The sequence below is a fragment of the Natronococcus sp. CG52 genome (assembly GCF_023913515.1).
Lineage (GTDB): Archaea > Halobacteriota > Halobacteria > Halobacteriales > Natrialbaceae > Natronococcus > Natronococcus zhouii.
In genome coordinates, this window is the sequence record NZ_CP099391.1 from 3,610,071 (window position 1) to 3,626,826 (window position 16,756).

22 protein-coding genes are annotated in these 16,756 nt (G+C 67.2%); 17 read left to right on the top strand and 5 right to left on the bottom strand.

Going from position 1 to position 16,756, the window contains the following annotated elements:
• The first annotated feature begins 29 nt into the window (after positions 1-29).
• The gene (locus NED97_RS18105; RefSeq protein ID WP_252488415.1) at positions 30-287 is read left to right on the top strand and encodes a hypothetical protein; all 258 of its coding nucleotides are present in this window, start codon (positions 30-32) and stop codon (positions 285-287) included.
• A gap of 110 nt (positions 288-397) precedes the next feature.
• Positions 398-1,066: an NADPH-dependent F420 reductase gene (npdG, locus tag NED97_RS18110; protein ID WP_252488416.1), complete on the top strand. Its 669-nt coding sequence runs from the start codon at positions 398-400 to the stop codon at positions 1,064-1,066.
• A 15-nt stretch (positions 1,067-1,081) separates the two neighbouring features.
• On the opposite strand, the gene NED97_RS18115 is transcribed toward npdG, so the two are convergent.
• From NED97_RS18115 to NED97_RS18125, 3 genes are all read right to left on the bottom strand, one after another.
• Positions 1,082-1,504 carry a response regulator gene (locus tag NED97_RS18115; RefSeq protein WP_252488417.1) on the bottom strand — a complete coding sequence of 141 codons (423 nt, stop codon included), beginning with the start codon at positions 1,502-1,504 and terminating at the stop codon, positions 1,082-1,084.
• Between the two features lie 61 nt (positions 1,505-1,565).
• Positions 1,566-2,210 carry a helix-turn-helix domain-containing protein gene (locus NED97_RS18120; protein WP_252488418.1) on the bottom strand — a complete coding sequence of 215 codons (645 nt, stop codon included), beginning with the start codon at positions 2,208-2,210 and terminating at the stop codon, positions 1,566-1,568.
• A 125-nt stretch (positions 2,211-2,335) separates the two neighbouring features.
• On the bottom strand, positions 2,336-2,605 hold the full coding sequence (locus NED97_RS18125; RefSeq protein ID WP_252488419.1) for a thioredoxin family protein: 270 nt from the start codon (positions 2,603-2,605) through the stop codon (positions 2,336-2,338).
• Between the two features lie 263 nt (positions 2,606-2,868).
• Between NED97_RS18125 and NED97_RS18130 the strand changes: the two genes are divergently transcribed.
• The 6 genes from NED97_RS18130 (at position 2,869) to NED97_RS18155 (ending at position 5,297) form a co-directional block, all read left to right on the top strand.
• Positions 2,869-3,030 carry a preprotein translocase subunit Sec61beta gene (locus NED97_RS18130; RefSeq protein ID WP_252488420.1) on the top strand — a complete coding sequence of 54 codons (162 nt, stop codon included), beginning with the start codon at positions 2,869-2,871 and terminating at the stop codon, positions 3,028-3,030.
• Positions 3,031-3,215: 185 nt separating this feature from the next.
• Complete coding sequence (gene pdxT, locus NED97_RS18135) at positions 3,216-3,836, top strand: pyridoxal 5'-phosphate synthase glutaminase subunit PdxT (RefSeq protein WP_252488421.1); 621 nt, start codon at positions 3,216-3,218, stop codon at positions 3,834-3,836.
• A gap of 97 nt (positions 3,837-3,933) precedes the next feature.
• Positions 3,934-4,401: a bifunctional nuclease family protein gene (locus NED97_RS18140; protein WP_252488422.1), complete on the top strand. Its 468-nt coding sequence runs from the start codon at positions 3,934-3,936 to the stop codon at positions 4,399-4,401.
• Complete coding sequence (gene hisE / locus NED97_RS18145; RefSeq protein ID WP_252488423.1) at positions 4,402-4,686, top strand: phosphoribosyl-ATP diphosphatase; 285 nt, start codon at positions 4,402-4,404, stop codon at positions 4,684-4,686. It begins immediately after the preceding gene.
• A 94-nt stretch (positions 4,687-4,780) separates the two neighbouring features.
• Positions 4,781-5,128 (top strand): four-helix bundle copper-binding protein, encoded by a 348-nt coding sequence (locus NED97_RS18150; protein WP_252488424.1) that lies wholly within the window; start codon positions 4,781-4,783, stop codon positions 5,126-5,128.
• Between the two features lie 10 nt (positions 5,129-5,138).
• On the top strand, positions 5,139-5,297 hold the full coding sequence (locus NED97_RS18155) for a hypothetical protein (protein ID WP_252488425.1): 159 nt from the start codon (positions 5,139-5,141) through the stop codon (positions 5,295-5,297).
• Between the two features lie 53 nt (positions 5,298-5,350).
• Here NED97_RS18155 and NED97_RS18160 read toward each other — a convergent pair whose 3' ends face one another.
• Entirely contained in the window at positions 5,351-5,761 is a 411-nt protein-coding gene (locus tag NED97_RS18160; protein WP_252488426.1) for a DUF5518 domain-containing protein, read from the bottom strand.
• Between the two features lie 161 nt (positions 5,762-5,922).
• On the opposite strand from NED97_RS18160, the gene NED97_RS18165 reads away from it, so the two are divergent.
• A complete protein-coding gene (locus NED97_RS18165) occupies positions 5,923-6,906 on the top strand; it encodes an NOG1 family protein (protein WP_252488427.1) in 984 nt (327 codons plus the stop codon).
• Positions 6,907-6,928: 22 nt separating this feature from the next.
• Entirely contained in the window at positions 6,929-7,255 is a 327-nt protein-coding gene (locus tag NED97_RS18170) for a hypothetical protein (protein WP_252488428.1), read from the top strand.
• A gap of 33 nt (positions 7,256-7,288) precedes the next feature.
• Here NED97_RS18170 and NED97_RS18175 read toward each other — a convergent pair whose 3' ends face one another.
• Positions 7,289-8,581: a TIGR00341 family protein gene (locus NED97_RS18175; protein ID WP_252488429.1), complete on the bottom strand. Its 1,293-nt coding sequence runs from the start codon at positions 8,579-8,581 to the stop codon at positions 7,289-7,291.
• Between the two features lie 155 nt (positions 8,582-8,736).
• Between NED97_RS18175 and NED97_RS18180 the strand changes: the two genes are divergently transcribed.
• From NED97_RS18180 to NED97_RS18210, 7 genes are all read left to right on the top strand, one after another.
• A complete protein-coding gene (locus tag NED97_RS18180) occupies positions 8,737-9,282 on the top strand; it encodes a ribbon-helix-helix protein, CopG family (protein WP_252488430.1) in 546 nt (181 codons plus the stop codon).
• A 141-nt stretch (positions 9,283-9,423) separates the two neighbouring features.
• Complete coding sequence (locus NED97_RS18185; protein ID WP_252490651.1) at positions 9,424-10,629, top strand: Nramp family divalent metal transporter; 1,206 nt, start codon at positions 9,424-9,426, stop codon at positions 10,627-10,629.
• 6 nt (positions 10,630-10,635) lie between these two features.
• Positions 10,636-12,735 carry a hydantoinase/oxoprolinase family protein gene (locus NED97_RS18190; RefSeq protein ID WP_252488431.1) on the top strand — a complete coding sequence of 700 codons (2,100 nt, stop codon included), beginning with the start codon at positions 10,636-10,638 and terminating at the stop codon, positions 12,733-12,735.
• Entirely contained in the window at positions 12,732-14,396 is a 1,665-nt protein-coding gene (locus tag NED97_RS18195) for a hydantoinase B/oxoprolinase family protein (RefSeq protein WP_252488432.1), read from the top strand. The genes NED97_RS18190 and NED97_RS18195 overlap by 4 nt, the downstream gene beginning before the upstream one ends.
• Positions 14,389-15,126: a maleate cis-trans isomerase family protein gene (locus NED97_RS18200; protein ID WP_252488433.1), complete on the top strand. Its 738-nt coding sequence runs from the start codon at positions 14,389-14,391 to the stop codon at positions 15,124-15,126. The genes NED97_RS18195 and NED97_RS18200 overlap by 8 nt, the downstream gene beginning before the upstream one ends.
• Positions 15,127-15,212: 86 nt before the next feature.
• Positions 15,213-15,830 (top strand): GTP-binding protein EngB, encoded by a 618-nt coding sequence (gene engB / locus NED97_RS18205; RefSeq protein ID WP_252488434.1) that lies wholly within the window; start codon positions 15,213-15,215, stop codon positions 15,828-15,830.
• Positions 15,831-16,161: 331 nt separating this feature from the next.
• Positions 16,162-16,671: an FKBP-type peptidyl-prolyl cis-trans isomerase gene (locus tag NED97_RS18210; RefSeq protein ID WP_252488435.1), complete on the top strand. Its 510-nt coding sequence runs from the start codon at positions 16,162-16,164 to the stop codon at positions 16,669-16,671.
• Positions 16,672-16,756 lie beyond the last annotated feature (85 nt).

Here is a 16,756-nt window from a genome sequence, read left to right on the forward strand (position 1 = left end):
CAATACCCTACTGACCGAAGCGTCGACGTATGACCGATACGACCCTCGACGACATCGAACGGAACCTCGACCGCGCGACCGACCTCGAGGCCGACGAGGCGGTTTCGGTACTGCAGACGGCCAGGCAGGATCTCGAGGCGCTCGGCACCGACGCCGACGTCGACGAGGCGCGCCGACGGGCCCTCGAGGAGCGACTCGACCAGCGTATCCGGGAGGTACAGGAACGCGACGCGTACAGCAGCGGCCTGGGGGCGGCGATGAATCCGGAGGAAGACGACGCTCCCTGAGAGTCGGTCGGGACGACAGCTGCCGGGCCGCGGGAGTGCCGCAACCGAGAACCCGGCGAGATCGGCCGACCCCCCACCATTTTATTCGGGTACCGTCCCGAGAGACGGGTATGCGAATCGCACTACTCGGCGGAACCGGCGATATCGGACAGGGACTCGCGCTTCGCTTCGCGCGCGATACGGATCACGAGGTCCTCATCGGCTCTCGCGACCCCGAGAAGGCTCGCGACGCGGTCGAGCGGTACGAGGCGGAACTCGAGGAACGCGGCGCCGAGTCAAACGTCAAGGGGTTCGTCAACGAGATGGCGGCCGACCGCGCCGACGTCGTGGTCCTCTCGGTCCCACCGTACTACGCCGGCGACACGGTCGAGGCGGTCGAAGACGTCCTCGACGAGGAGACGATCCTCGTTACGCCGGCCGTCGGCATGCAGGGCGACGAGGACGGACTGCACTACCATCCGCCGAGCGCCGGCAGCGTCACCCAGCTGGTCGCCCAGCGCGCGCCCGACGAGGTCCCGGTCGTCGGCGCCTTCCACAACCTCGCGGCGGACGCGCTGTCGGATCTGGACGACGAACTCGAGTTGGACACGCTCGTCGTCGGCGACGACGCGGATGCCAAGCGGACGGTGGTGGCCCTCGCGAACGAAATCGAGGGGCTTCGCGCCCTCGACGTCGGTCCGCTCGCCAACGCCGCCGAGGTCGAGAGCGTGACGCCGCTGGTCATCAACATCGCTCGATACAACGAGGACCTCCACGACGTCGGCGTGCAGTTCCACTGAGAACGCGAGGGGCGCTCAGACCCGTTCGAGCGAGCGAACCGTCTCGAGAAACTCCTCGGAGTCGACCGGCTTCGTGAGCGCGGCGTCGACCGGAAGGTCGTCGGTCCCGATGACTTCGTCCCGCGCGGGGTGGCCGGTCAGTACGATGAGCGGGATCTGGTCGAGGTCTCCCGTGTCGTCGATCTTGGCCGCGACTTCGTCCCCGTTCAGCCGCGGCAGTTTGAAATCGAGGAGGATGATGTCCGGTCTGGGCGCGTCGGCGTGCTCCCCCCGCCGGTGGAGGAAGTCGAGCGCTTCGGCGCCGTCGGTGACGACGTGAAAATCGTGGTCGATCGACGTCGCTCGCAGCGCTTCCTTCGTCAACCGCACGTCTCCCGGGTTATCTTCGACGAGTAAGATCTCTAACGCTGCGGGAGACTCACCAACACCATCCGACATGGTCCCACTTCGGTGTCACGAACGGATCCAATCGCTGCCTGAATCTGAAGGCATTAAAATACTATTCGTCGATCAGCGTCGTCTCGACGAGCGTCTTCGTTCCCCGTCGAAGCCGTTCTGAGAGCGACTGGGACGCGATATCGAGTTGCGCGGCGACGTCGGGTTGTGAGGCACCCCGCGGAACGTCGAAGTAGCCCGACTCGTAGGCGGTGATCAGCGCCTCGTGCTGGTTCGACGTGAGCGACGCGGTAGTTCCGTTCTCGCGTCCCCGCTGCCGGTACAGCGACCGGAGGTGAAACTCGAGTTCGCGATCCCGCAACGCGGCCCGGTACTTCGCGAGCATCCCGCGGTTGGGAAATCCGAGTCGGCTCGTCCACCCCTCGCTCGTTACCGCGATGTCAGCCGAGATCACGTCGAGGCCGGACCGCACCCGATACGCCGTGCCCGTCTCCCCCGCCTCGGAGATCGTCACCCGGTACATGGTACGCGACGGTGTCTCCGCGAGTTTCGTCGGGTCGGTGACCGTCGGATCCCCCTCGAGCGCCGACGCGAACTCGTCGTGGCCCTCGTCCCCTCTCGCCCAGAACAACACGCGGATCCCCTCGGACGTGGCGTACTGCTCCTCGACGGAGAGCGTCACTCCGGGCGATCGCTCGAGGGCAGTCCGAAAGAGCGGCGAGTCGACTCGGAACTCCGCGATCAGCATTATCCGATCGCATACGTGCTGGGAGCAAAAAGCTGCCCGGTCTTCGGGTGGCGCTGCGGCATCTCCGAACGCGGCGATCGCTTTGGCGGGCCGAGAAAACGTCGATAACGAGAGTCGGTGGCCGATCAGGCGCCTGCGTCCTCGAGGGCGTCCTCGAGGTCCTCGCGCTGGGTGACGCCGACGAATCGCTCGGCGACGCCGTCGTCGTTCTCGATAATGAGCGTCGGCAGCGAGCGGACTTGGTACTCGTTGGCGACGTCTTGCTGTTCGTCGACGTTTACCTTCTCGACTTCGAAGCGCCCCTCCCAGTCCTCCTCGAGATCCTCGAGGATCGGGTCCTGGGTCTTGCAGGGGCCACACCAGTCTGCGTAGAAATCCTTCAGTGTGACAGTCATCGGTTCACCGCTAGTTCCAACGCGTCGCGCATAAGGGTTTCCCACCGGCCTTCAATTGCCGCAAGTGGTGACGGAAACCGGTTCGAGCGCGCTGTCCGGTTCGAACCTGAGCCGGACGGTCGGTGAACTCCCGGTGCTTCCGTCGGACAGTACTCTCCGTCGAACGCGGCGATGATGTGTGAGATTTGGCGAATGTAATACGGCGCGAACACTACTCCAGAACGGGACGAAAGATTTAGTTCTGCTCGGCCGTTAGGGCCGATATGGATAAAGGGCAGAACACTGGTGGGCTGATGTCCAGTGCCGGACTCGTCCGGTACTTCGACTCGGAGGACTCGAACGCGATCCGTATCGACCCGAAGACGGTCATCGCAACTGGCGTCATGCTGGGCGTCCTCGTTCAGCTACTGACGTTCGTCTCGTAACGCGTCGCATCACCCCTCTCACAGACTCCGTCCGCGAGCGGTTGCGCCGTCGGATGCGGACGGACGTACTCGATCGACTTCCAGCGGCGCATCCGTCGCGGCCGCTCTCTTCCTCGTCGCTGTCGATCTATCCGGCACTCGGACCGTGACGTGGCACTTTTGCCGACCCTCTCCGTAGGGCGGGTATGACACTGGTTGCCGGCGTCGTCGCCGTCCAGGGCGACGTCGAAGAGCACGCCAAGGCCATCGAACGAGCAGCACGGGCACACGGGCGAGAGGTTACAGTCCGCGAAGTTCGCGAGTCGGAGATCGTCCCCGAGTGCGATCTGCTGGCGATGCCGGGCGGCGAGTCGACGACCATCTCGCGGCTCGTCCGCGACCAGGGAATCGACGACGAGATCCGAGACCACGTCGACGCCGGGAAACCCCTGCTCGCCACCTGTGCCGGCCTGATCGTCTCCTCGAGCGACGCGAACGACGACCGGGTCGACGAACTCGGTCTCGTCGACGCGAGCATCGAGCGCAACGCCTTCGGCCGCCAGAAGGACAGTTTCGAGGCACCGCTCGAGATTTCGGGACTCGAGGAGCCGTATCCGGCGGTGTTCATCCGCGCGCCGGCCATCGACGACGTCGGCGAGGCCGACGTCCTCGCGCGCTGGGACGGCCGTCCCGTTGCGGTTCGGGACGGGTCGGTCGTCGCCACCGCTTTCCACCCCGAACTGACCCCCGACAGCCGTATTCACGGGTTAGCTTTCTTCGAAAACGACGAGTCGACCGGTCCGGCCCTCGAGGAGACGACGGAGTGATCGATCGAGTTCCGCGGAAACGAGCGGCGAAATTCCCGAACCGTGCCGGCATTTGCGGCCGAACACGTTTTTCTCCCTCGCCCGCATCGGTTGGGATATGAACGCATCTATCGACGCGGTTCGCGTCGCGGGGACCCCGCAGGGACCGGTGCCCGTGGTCATCCTCGCCGTCGATGGGGAGAACGACATCGTCCCCATCTTCATCGGGTTCAACGAGGCGACCAGCATCGCGCGGGGACTCGAGGCCGAGGACATCGGCCGACCGCTGACCCACGACCTGCTGCTCGACGTGATGGAGGAACTCGGCAGCCGGATCGACCGCATCGTCGTCAACGGGATCGAACAACAGGCGGACGGGCGCGGTGGCACCTACATCGCCGACCTTCACCTCCAGACACCTCGCGGCGAGACGGTCGTCGACGCGCGGCCGAGCGACTCGCTCGCGCTCGCCGCCCGCACGAACGCCCCGATCGAGGTCACCGAAGACGTCTTCGAGGACGGACGAGACGACAGCGAAAAGTTCGAGCACCTCGAATCCATCCGCAACGTCTCCGGTGAGTTCTAGATGGAAGATACACTCGACGACCTGTTCGCCGTTATCGAAGACCGCAAGGAAACGCTGCCCGAGGACTCCTACACCGCGTCGCTGTTCACCCACGAGAAGGGGGAGAACGCGGTGCTCGAGAAACTCGGCGAGGAGACCACCGAACTCGTGCTCGCGGCGAAAGACGACGACCGCGACGAGATCGCCTACGAGGCGGCCGACATCGTCTACCACCTCCTCGTCCTGCTCTCGATGAAGGATATGGACCTCGAGGAACTCGAAGCGGAACTCGAGGCGCGACGCTGAGCGAAACGGCCGAGACCCGCTCTCGGCGCCTGCACTCGTCGCCTTGCAGTCGCTCAGCCCACCTTGATAGGAGCGATCGGCGATAGTCGACTACATGGCACTCGAACGACTCGAACACGCCGACGAGCACATGCAGGAGTGTATCGACAACTGCCTCGAGGCCGCACAGGTCTGCGAGTGGTGCGCCGACGCCTGTGCAGGTGAGGGCGAGGGGATGGCCCGCTGTATCCGGCTCTGTCGGGACGTGGCGGACGTGACGACGCTGCACGCGCGGTTCATGGCCCGCAACTCGGGCTACCACCGCGAACTCGCTTCGATCTGTGCGGATCTCTGCGAGGAGTGCGCCGAGGAGTGCGAACAGCACGATCACGACCACTGTCAGGCCTGCGCGGAGATCCTGCCGGAGTGTGCCGAGAGCTGTCGCGAGATGGCGTCAGCCTGAGTGGTCACCGATGGAGACGTCACTTCCGGGCACGGCGGAACGAGTGCCCGCGAGCACCCGGGAAACGATCAACGAGGCAATCAGACACCGGACCGGCGACCGGCAGCAGTACTACGCGGAACACCCCGAAGGGATCGACGACCGGCTCGCCGAACTCGAACGCGAGTGAGACGTCGAACGGACGCTCGAGGCGTTACAGGACGCGCAGTAACGATCCGAGGGTTAGTACCGGTCGGCGGGACGACCCGTTCGGTCGGGTCGACCGGGATTGAGGACGCCGCCGATGGCTCCCGCAACGGCGCTCTCGAGGGCCATGATGAACGAGACGATCACGGCGATCGCGAAGATCCCGAGACCGGCGATGCCGGTGATCGCACCGCCGATCGGACCCCCCGCCCAGCCGGCGACGCCGACGACGAGCGCGAGGAGTAGCCCTCCCACGATACCGCCGAGCGCCCCGGCGAGCAGGCCGTGCCAGAACCCGCTCCCGAGACCGCCGCCGGCGATGTAGCCGGCGACGAAGCCGCCGATCAGTCCCGCGGCGAGCTGGCCGATTCCCGGCAGGGCGAGCCCGACGATTCCGAGGACGGTCGCGACGAGGAAGCCGATGATGACGGCGCGCCAGTTTGTCATACGTGAAACCAGGTCTCGAGCGGACATAAGCGCTCGGCGTGTATACTGCGGCTGTCAATCAGTGAGTGAGATTCATCGACGGTGTCGGGCGAATTCCACAGCCAGTTACGGCCCGCGGTATAACGAACGACCTTTTACCATCGCGCGTTCTATCTGTGAACATGATTTTCGAAGACCTTCCGACGACGCCCACGTCGGAAGAGCTGATCGATAAGGCGTTTTCGCGGGCGGCCCGGGCCGGGAGGTCCAAACACAGCCTCGAGGCCCAGCAGTCGATGCTCCAGACCGCGGCGAACATCATCTCGGACAATCTCGAGAACGTGGTCACCGCGTGGCCGGACTTCGCGTACGAGGACGACGTACACCCGTTCTACTACGAACTCGCCGACGCGATCGTCGACGTGGATCGGCTCCGCCAGAGTCTCTCCGAAGTGATGTGGGCCAGCCGCAAGGCTCGAGAGATCCACGAGGAGTACCAGCCGAAGCTTCGCAAGACGGACGTCGACACCGCGCGCAAGCACCGCAAGCAGGCGTTCGCGCGACTCGCGGACATCGTCGAACAGGTCGACGACGAACTCATCTACATCAACAAGTCCCGCAACGACCTGCGGGACCTGCCCGAGATCAACCCCGACGAGCCGACGATCGTCGTCGCGGGCTACCCGAACGTCGGCAAGTCCTCGTTCGTCAACGACGTCACGAACGCCCGCGGCGAGACCGCCTCCTACCCGTTCACGACGAGGGGAATCGGTCTCGGCCACTTCGAACGGGATCACATCCGCTACCAGATCGTCGACACGCCGGGTCTGCTCGACCGGCCGCCGGCGGAACGCAACGAGATCGAGACCCAGGCGGTCAGCGCCATCGAACACCTGGCCGACTGTATGCTCGTCGTGCTCGACCCCAGCGCCGAGTGTGGCTACCCGATCGAGTCCCAGCTCGAGCTGCGGGACGCGATCGCCGCCCGGTTCGAGGACGTCCCGGTGCTCACGATCGCGAACAAGGTCGACCGCGCCGAGCACTGGAACGCCGACGTCGATGCGGACTACGAGATGAGCGTCGAGACCGGTACGAACGTCGAGACGGTGCTCAAGGCGGCGGTCGAGGCGATCGGCTACGAGCCCGAGCTACCGTTCGAGGAGTGAAACAGCGTACGAGAGGGATACGATGAAGGGACCGGGAATCTTCTGGATGATTCAGACCGCGGCGGGCCTCTCGATGGCCGGCCCGATGTTCGTCGTTGGAGTCGAGTTCGCGCGCACCGGCAGCCCCATCGCCGGCGTCGGGTTCTTCACGCTCGGCGCGCTCGCGCTGTACTTTCCGACCTACCTCATCAATCGGATCGGGGGCCCCCGGACGTGGATCCGGCGGCGACTCGGACGCAGCGACGACGGCAACGACGAAGAATCGACTCGTGCGCGTCCGAGCGCCGACGCCGGCGAGGAACACGGCGGACTGCGAGGGTCCGTCCTCGAGCGGCTTCGAAACCGGTGAGGAACACGTTCGGGCGAGACCGCGCCGCAGCCGCTACTCCTCGTAGACCGCGATATACCTGATCTCGACTTCGACGGGGTCGTCCGCGTGTTGTTCGATCCGATCGCGGAGTTCGGAGCCGAGCCCCGGCGCAATTTCACCCGGAGGACCGCCGATCGTGACGACCACCCGCTCGGGACTCTGGAACGGGTAGTCCTGGTCCATCACCACCTCGAATTCGAGCAGCTGGTACTGGGCGAACTCGTCTTCCTCGAGGGCGAGCACGACCTCCTCGCGGGCGTTCTCCTCGAAGCTTCCGGTCTGGTAGGAGGTGTAGGTGATCGCGCCGAGAAACGCGGAGAAGATCAGGACGATCACGACGAGACCGACGACCCGCTTTCGGACGCGTCGCTCCGTCTCCCCGAGCGCGAACAGGTTCTCGGGTCGGTAGCCGAGGTACCAGAGGGTCAGGAGGCCGGCGAGGTTCACCGAGAGAACGTTCACGAACACGAGCACCGTCGAGCCGATGGCCGCATCGGGTTGACCCCACGCCATCGCGATTCCCGCGGCCGCAGCGGGCGGAATCAGCGCCGCCGCGATCATGACGCCGACGAGCGCGACGGAGATCCCCGTCGCGATGCTGACGATGCCCGCGACGCCGGCGCCGAGCGCGACCGCGAGCGAGAGCAGGTCGGGCGCGAGCCGTTCGGAGATCTCGTCGACCTCCGCGAGGACGAGCCCCGGCGGGACGATGTTGGTCGTCCGTACCATCAAGGCGAAGGCGGCCGCAGCGCCAATCGCAAGGACGACTCCGATGATCTGGTAGGTCATGCTCTCGATGAACAGTTCCTCCTCGTCGATCACCGAGCCGACGCTGGCGCCGAGGGCCGGACCGATCAGCGGCGCGATCACCATCGATCCGACGACGACCGCGGGTGAGTCGAGCAATAGCCCCGCCGTCGCGACGACCGAACTGATGATCGTCATGATCGAGTAGACGCCGAACGTCGGCGTCAACGACTCCGCTTCCGTCCGGAGCTCCTGTCGGGAGATCCGGTCGGATTCGACGTCTCCCTCCTCGTACTCCTCGCGAAGCGCCTCGAACCGCCGAGAGACAACCGTCTCCGCGTCGACGACGACCGTGTACGCGTCCTCGTCGACGCCCGCCTCCTGGAGTTCGTCGAGCACCGGTTCGACCGCCGGTGACGGCAGCGGGAAGTACACGACCGCCGTGTAGTCCCGACTGCTCGCCTCGTCGGTGACGACGTAATCGATCTCGCGATCGTCGAGCGTCTCGAGGATCGTCTGTCGCTTGCCCGTCGGAACCGTCAGCTGTACCAGCCGCACGTCCGGTGGATAACGGCCCCGGGGGTCATAACTTCGGGCGCTTTCACTGTGCAGGAGGCCGGTTTCGCTCGTTCGAACTCGGTCGTCACCACGGCGGCGACCGCCGGCCGGTCGCGTGCGTGAACTATACCCCTCTCGCGTTCGTTGCAGGCGCCATGACACATCGGGTCACGGTCTCGCTGGACGACGACGCGCACGCGGCCCTCGAGACGCTCGGCGCCGAGACGGGGATGGGACAGAGCGAACTCGTTCGCCGCGCACTCTCGTTTTACGCCGCGAACTTCGAGGCCGCGCGCGAACGGCCGAGCGATAACTTAGAGCAGTACTACCAGATGCTCTCCTCGGGCGAGCACGTGCTGCTGGACGTGGACTTCCTGCACGCCTTCCTCGAGCACCTCTACGCCGGCGGCGACCCCGACCCGGCGTTCGTCGAGGCGGCCGACCGCGTCTCGGACTACCACGCCCGCGAGTACGAACACCGGTTCACCGAGGTCAGCGAACTCCTCGAGTGGCTCGCGTTCTGCGGGTTTCTCGAGGTACGCCACGAGGCCGGCGAGGTCTACCACGTCGTCTTCCCCTCGGAAGCGATTCAGTGGTTCATGACCCGCTTCATCGAGCGCAGTACCGCCTCGATGCCGACGGAGATCGAGATCGAACGGGGCGTCTCGAAGACGATCGTCGCCGAGCAGGGGAACGACTGATCGCCGGGAGCGCAGGCGGTCACAAGAGTTCATACGAATTCACACGCAGGCCGATCGGATCTGGTCGCTGACGCGACCGTATGATCGATTCTCAACAACCCTTATGCCGCTCTCGGAGAGCGAAGTATGTGGACAGTCAACATGGGCATCACCGACAGGCTGAAAGCGGTCGGACCGGGGGCGCTCGTCGCCGCGGCGTTCGTCGGTCCGGGAACCGTCACGACTGCGAGCGTCATCGGCGCGGAGTACGCGTACCTGCTCGTGTGGACGATCGCGTTCTCGATTCTCGCGACGATCGTCCTCCAGGAGATGAGTGCGCGGCTCGGCCTGATCACGAAGGAGGGGCTCGGCGAGGCGTTTCGAGACGAGTTCTCGAACCCGCTCGCGAAGGGGGCGACCGTCGTGCTCGTCGTGAGCGCGATCGGAATCGGGACGGCGGCGTTCCAGACCGGCAACATCGTCGGCGGTGCTGCCGGCCTGTCGACGATCACCGGCGTCAGCGAGAACGTCTGGGGGCCGCTCATCGGACTCGTCGCCGGCGCGCTGCTGTGGACGGGAAACTACAAACTGATCGAACGGGTGTTCGTCGGCCTCGTGGTCGTCATGGGGCTGGCGTTCATCATCAACGCCGCCGTCGTCCGTCCGGATCTCGGCGCGCTCGGCGGCGGGCTCGTCCCGACGGTCCCCGAGGGCTCGGCGTACCTGATCGCCGGCCTCGTCGGGACCACCGTCGTCGGCTACAACCTGTTCCTGCACGCGAGCACCGTCCAGGAGCGCTGGGACGGAGCGAGCGATCTGGCGGAGTGTCGCACCGACACGATCGCGATGATCGTCGTCGGCGGTATCATCACGACCTCGATCGTCGTCACGGCCGCCGCGGTGTTCCCCGAAGGAACCGGGATCACCGACGTCGGCGAGATGGCCGACCAGCTCGAGCCGGTCTTCGGCGGCTACGCGCTCACGTTCTTCGCGATCGGCCTCTTCGCGGCCGGCTTCACGAGCGCGATGAGCGCGCCGCTGGCCGGCGCCTACGCGACCGCCGGCGCGCTCGGCTGGGAGCGCGACCTGAAATCGACCCGGTTCCGGGCGATCTGGGGGACGATCCTCGGCGTCGGCATCGTCTTCTCGGCGCTCGACTACGACCCGGTCGAAGTGATCGTCTTCGCCCAGGTGGCCAACGGCCTCCTGTTACCGATCCTCGCCGTGTTCCTCGTCTACGCGATGAACAACGACGACTTGCTCGGCGAGTACACCAACAGCACCCTCCAGAACGTTCTCGGCGGGCTCGTCACGCTCGTCGTGATCGGCATCGGCGTTCAGACGCTCTACGACGTTATCTTCCTCTGAATTCGAATGAACGACGCAAACGAGACGACGGACCGACGCACAGCACGAAACCGAACCGAACCGGCACGGACGGACGGCGGAGCGGTCGACGACTCGAGCCGGACGCGAATCGGCGTCGACGTCGGCGGTACCTTCACGGACGTCGCGCTGTCGGTCGACGACAGCCTCGTCACGGCGAAGGTGCCCACGACCGCCGACCAGCACGTCGGCGTCCTCGAGGGGATCGCGAAGGCCTGCGATCGGGCCGGGATCGACCCCGGCGAGATCGACGCCTTCGCCCACGCGATGACCGTCTCGGTCAACGCCCTGCTCGAGCGCGGCGGCGCGAAGACCGCACTCGTGACGACCGAGGGGTTCGGCGACGTGCTCGAGATCGGCCGCCAGAACCGGCCCGACCTGTACGACCTCGAGGCCGAGAAGCCGGACCCGCTCGTCCCGCGACGACGGCGCTTCGAGGTCGACGAGCGGACCACCGCCGAGGGCGTCGAGCGACCGGTCGACCCCGAAGAGATCCGAGGGCTCGCGGCGACCCTGCGGGAGCGGGACGTCGAGAGCGTCGCGATCTGCCTGCTGCACGCCTACGCCGACCCGGAGAACGAACGGCGGGTCGCCGGGATCCTGCGCGAGGAACTCGAGGTCCCCGTGTCGGCCTCCTACGAGGTGCTCGCGGAGTTCCGCGAGTTCGAGCGCACGTCGACGACGGCCGTCGACGCCTACGTCCGACCCGCGATCGACCGCTACGTCGGCCGACTGGTCGAGGAGGCGACCGAGCGGGGGATTCCCGCGCCGCGAATCATGCAGGCCAACGGCGGGATCGCCGACCCCGAGACCGTCCGCGAGCACGCCGTGACGACGACGCTGTCCGGTCCCGCGGCGGGCGTCGTCGGCGCCGCCGCGACCGTCGGCGACGAGGACGTCGAGGGGCTCGTCACGTTCGACATGGGCGGCACCTCGAGCGACGTGAGCCTCGTCCGGGACGGCGAGGCCGAGCGGACGACCGACGCCGAGATCGACGGCCTGCCGATCCGCACGCCGATGGTCGACGTCAACACCGTCGGCGCGGGCGGGGGCTCGATCGCCTGGGTCGACGCCGGCGGCGCCCTTCGAGTGGGACCCCGATCCTCGGGTGCCGACCCAGGCCCCGCTTGCTACGGCCGCGGCGGCACGGAGCCGACCGTGACCGACGCCAACGTCGTGCTGGGCTACATCGGCCCCGAGACGGCGCTGGGCGGCGAGATGACCCTCGACGTCGAGGCGGCCCGCGACGCCCTCGAGCGGCTGGCGGACGAGGCCGGCCTCGAGAGCGCTCTCGAGGCCGCGCGGGGCGTCTACCGCGTCGCGAACGCGACGATGACCCGGACCGTTCGATCGGTAACGGTCGAGCGCGGCCACGACCCGCGCGAGTTCGCCCTCGTCGCGTTCGGCGGCGCGGGTCCGATGCACGCCGGGGCGCTGGCCGAGTCGCTCGAGGTCGACCGCGTCGTCGTCCCGCGGCCCGGCGGCGTCCTCTCCGCGTTCGGGCTGCTGGCGGCCGACGAGAGCTACGACGCCGCTCGCACCGTTCAGGTCGACCTCGCGAACGCGGAGACGGGACGCCTCGAGGACGTCTACGACGAACTCGTCGCGAACGTGCTCTCCGACGTCTCCGACTCTCGAACCGCGCAGGTCGAGCGCGGGGCCGACTGCCGGTACGCCGGCCAGAGCTTCGAACTGACCGTTCCGGTCGACGAATCGTTCGATTCCGATGCAGTCCGCGAGCGGTTCCACGCCGCCCACAAGCGGGCCTACGGCTACCGGATGGACGAGGGTATCGAGGTCGTCACCCTCCGCACGTCGGCGACCGTCGAGGGTGCGTCGCCGACCGTCCGCCACGCCGGTTCCGGTGACGCGCGGATCGGAACCCGGGAGGCGCAGTTCCCCGGACACGGCGCGCGCGAGACGGCGGTCTACGATCGCGACCGGCTCGATCCCGGAACGCCCGTCACGGGGCCCGCGGTTCTCGAACAGGCGGAGAGCACGACCGTCGTTCCGCCGTCGTGGGCGGGCGAGGTGCTCGAAGACGGAACGCTCGTGATGACGGAAGCGGAGGCGGATCAGGACCGATGAACGCGAATCAGCCCGCTACAGACGGCGGAATCGATCCAGTGACTCTGGAGGTGCTGCGAAATCAGCTCGAGAGCGTCGCCGAGGAGATGGGCCAAACCCTGATCCGCGGGGCGTACTCGCCGAACATCAAGGAACGACGGGACTGCTCGACGGCGCTGTTCGACGCCGACGGGCGGATGATCGCCCAGGCCGAGCACATCCCCGTCCACCTCGGCGCGATGCCGGAGGCGGTCGACGCCGTCCGCGAGTTCGATCCCGAACCCGGCGACGTGTTCGTGCTCAACGACCCGTTCGCCGGCGGCACCCACCTGCCGGACGTGACGATGGTGTCGCCGATCGCTCCCGAAGACGAAGCGGGGAACGACGAGGACCGATCCGACCGCGAGATCGTCGGCTACGCCGTTTCGCGCGCCCACCACGCCGACGTCGGCGGGATGACTCCCGGCAGCATGCCGGCCGGCGCGCGCGAAATCTACCAGGAGGGACTCCGATTGCCTCCCACTCGGCTCGTCGAAGGCGGCGAGATCCGAGAGGACGTCCGGGCGCTGGTGCTCGCGAACGTCCGCAACCCGCGCGAGCGCCGCGCCGACCTCCGAGCCCAGCTCGCAGCGAACGACCGCGCGGCCGATCGACTCGCCGCGCTGTTCGACGAGCACGGCCGGGCAACCGTCCTCGAGGGGTTCGACGCCGTGATCGACTACTCCGCCGAGCGGATGCGCGATCAGATCCGAGAGCTGCCGGACGGCACCTACGAGGCGACCGACGTCCTCGAAGGCGACGGCATCACGGACGAGGATATCGAGATCACCGTCGCTGTGACCGTCGACGGCGACGCCATCGAGGTCGACTTCGCGGGGACAGAGGGCCAGCTTACGGGCAATCTCAACGCGCCCCTCGCGGTCGCGAAGAGCGCCGTCTACTTCGTCGTCCGTTGCGTCACGGACCCCGAGATCCCGCCGAATCACGGCTGCTACGATCCCGTCGGGGTACGCGCCCCCGACGGGTCGCTCCTGAATCCGAACCCGCCCGCCGCCGTCGTCGGCGGGAACGTCGAGACCAGCCAGCGCGTCACGGACGTCGTCTTCACCGCGCTGGCGGCCGCCGCCCCCGACCGCGTCCCCGCCCAGAGCCAGGGGACGATGAACAACCTGACGGTGGGCGCCCGCGACGGCTCCTTTACCTACTACGAGACCATCGCCGGCGGCTTCGGCGCGCGCGCCGACAAGGACGGGATGGACGGCGTCCAGGTCGGCATGACGAACACGCTCAACACGCCCGTCGAGTCGATCGAGACGGAGTACCCCCTCCGGATCGAGCGCTACGCGCTGCGGCCCGACAGCGGCGGACGGGGCGCGTTCCGGGGCGGTCTGGGCCTCGAGCGCACCGTCACCGTCGAGACGGACGCGACCGTCTCGCTGCTGACCGAGCGCCGACGGCACGCGCCGAGCGGCGTCGCCGGCGGCGAGTCCGGCGCCCGCGGAGAGAACCTGATCGACGGCGAGTCGGTCCCCGCGAAGACGACGGTCGACGTCGACGCGGGAACGACGGTTACGGTGCGAACGCCGGGCGGCGGCGGCCACGGCAACCCCGACGACCGCGATCCGGACGCGCTCGAGGAGGACCGCGCCGACGAAAAGGTCGCTCGAGGGGACGATGAATGAGCCGACGGCCGACGGGCGGACGCGGCTGGGGCTGATCGTTCCCTCCTCGAACACCACCGCAGAACCCGAGTTTCGCCGACACGGTCCCGACGCGGCGACCGTCCACGCGGCGCGGATGCCCCTCGAGTCCGTCACCGTCGACGCACTCGACGCGATGAGCCGCGACGCGGTTCGCGCGGCGGAACTGCTCGGCCACGCCGACGTCGACGCGGTCGCCTACGCCTGCACGACCGGCAGCCTGATCCACGGGCCGGGGTTCGACGCCGAACTCGAGGCCGACCTCGCCGACGCGGCGGGCGTTCCCGCAGTCGCGACCGCCCGTTCGGTGTGCCGGGCGCTCGAGGCGCTTTCCGCCGAACGGGTCGCCGTCGCCACGCCCTACACCGCCGCGCTCGACGAGAAGGAGCGGGAGTTCCTCGAGGCGGCCGGTCACGAGGTCGCGGCGATCGACGGCCGCGGAATCGAGGCGAACGCGGAGATCGGCGCGCTCGAGGCCGCCGACGCGCGCCGACAGGTGGTCGACCTCGCCGCCGAAGCGGCGGCCCTCGACGAGAACGACGTCGACGCCGTCTTCGTCTCCTGTACGAACTACCGGTCGCTCGCGGCGGTGGCGGACCTCGAGGCCGAACTCGGGATCCCGGTCGTCACGAGCAACGGCGCGACGCTCTGGGACGTCTGCCGTATCGCTGGGATCTCGGTCGACGCGCCGGGAGCGCTCTTCCAGGGGTAACGGGATCGCAAATCGTCACCCGTTCGAGTGACTGCTGCGAGCGGCCGTCGCGCCACTTATAAGCCGCGACGCGACTACGGCTACACATGTTCGATACGCGTCCCGACCGCGAGGCGGAGGTCGCCCTCGTCGGTCGCTCGAACGTGGGCAAGTCCACGCTCATGCGCGAGCTGACCGGCCACACGTTCGATACCGGCGGCAAGCCCGGCGTCACCCGAGAGCCGAATCACTACGACTGGGCCCCGGAGGACTTCGTCATCACCGACCTCCCGGGCTTCGGCTTCATGAGCGGCGTCCACGAGGATCGCCGCGAGCAGATCAAGACCGACATCGTCCACTACTTAGAGGAGTACGCCGACAACGTCCTCGTCGGAATTCTCGTCGTCGACGGCAAGAGCGTCATCGACATCATCGACCGTCACTCCGGTCCCGACGAGATCCCCTACGACGTCGAGATGTTCCACTTCCTGCGCGAACTCGAGATCCCGACCGTGGTCGCCGTCAACAAGATGGACAAGGTCGACGACAGGGACGAGCGGCTGAACGAACTCTGCGACCGGCTGGGCCTGCTACCGCCGTGGCAGCAGTGGCGGGAGACCATCGCGCCGATCACCGCCAAGCGCGGGCAGATCGACCCGCTGAACGAGGCCGTTCGCGAACACCTGCACGAGCACGAGCGGGACGATCTGTTCAAATTCTTCTGAACCAACCTTTTGCTCTGCGGTCTGCTGCGCTCGCGACGGGTTTCCCGTCGCGAGCGCATCGTCCCTCGGCAAAAGGTTGATCAAAAGCACTCCTCCTTCCGTTCGCTCGTCCATTCGTCCTCGCTCACATCAGTCGTCGGCCCGCTCACTCCCTACGGTCGCTCGCGGCGAGTCCCGGGGCAGCCGCCTGCCCTCCCCCGAGTTGCACGGCTCTCGTGGTACTCGAGCCGTGCGCTCGGCCGTTCTCACACTCGGTCGTTCGTACGCTCGGCCGTTTCACCGACTGGTAGCCTGCAGTGCCTTCTTGGGTCCGTCCGTGCTCACTCCAGCCATGGTCGAACCCGGACGAATCGCGATCTGTCACTACACCGGACGCATCGTCGACGGCGACGAGGTGGGGGAGCCGTTCGACACCACCGACGTCGACCTCGCGAGGGAGAGCGGCATCTACCACGACGATCGAGATTACAAACCCCTCCAGATTCGCGTCGGCGAGGGCGAGGTCCTGCCCGGCGTCGAGACCGCGCTGCTCGACCTCGAGGCCGACCCCGACGCGTTGCCCGTGGAGACGACGATGCGACTCGAACCCGACGAGGCCTTCGGCGAGCACGACGGGAGCCAGGTCGTCGAGATTCCGGTCGACGAAATCGACGACTCCGGTGCCGAGGGCTCGCTCGAGCCCGAGACGCCGGTCCACACCGACGACGGGAAGACCGGCTGGGTGACCGACGTCGGCAACGAGACCGCCATCGTCGACTTCAACCACGAGCTCGCCGGCGTCCCCGTCGAGATCGAACTCGAGGTGCTCGAGGTGCGCGACGAACGGACGAAAAGCGAGTAACGTACCGGAATGGAAGCCGCAATATTTTCGGTCGCGGTTTGATCAAGCAGCCGTTACGTAGAGAGTGCGAATGGAACACCGGAAG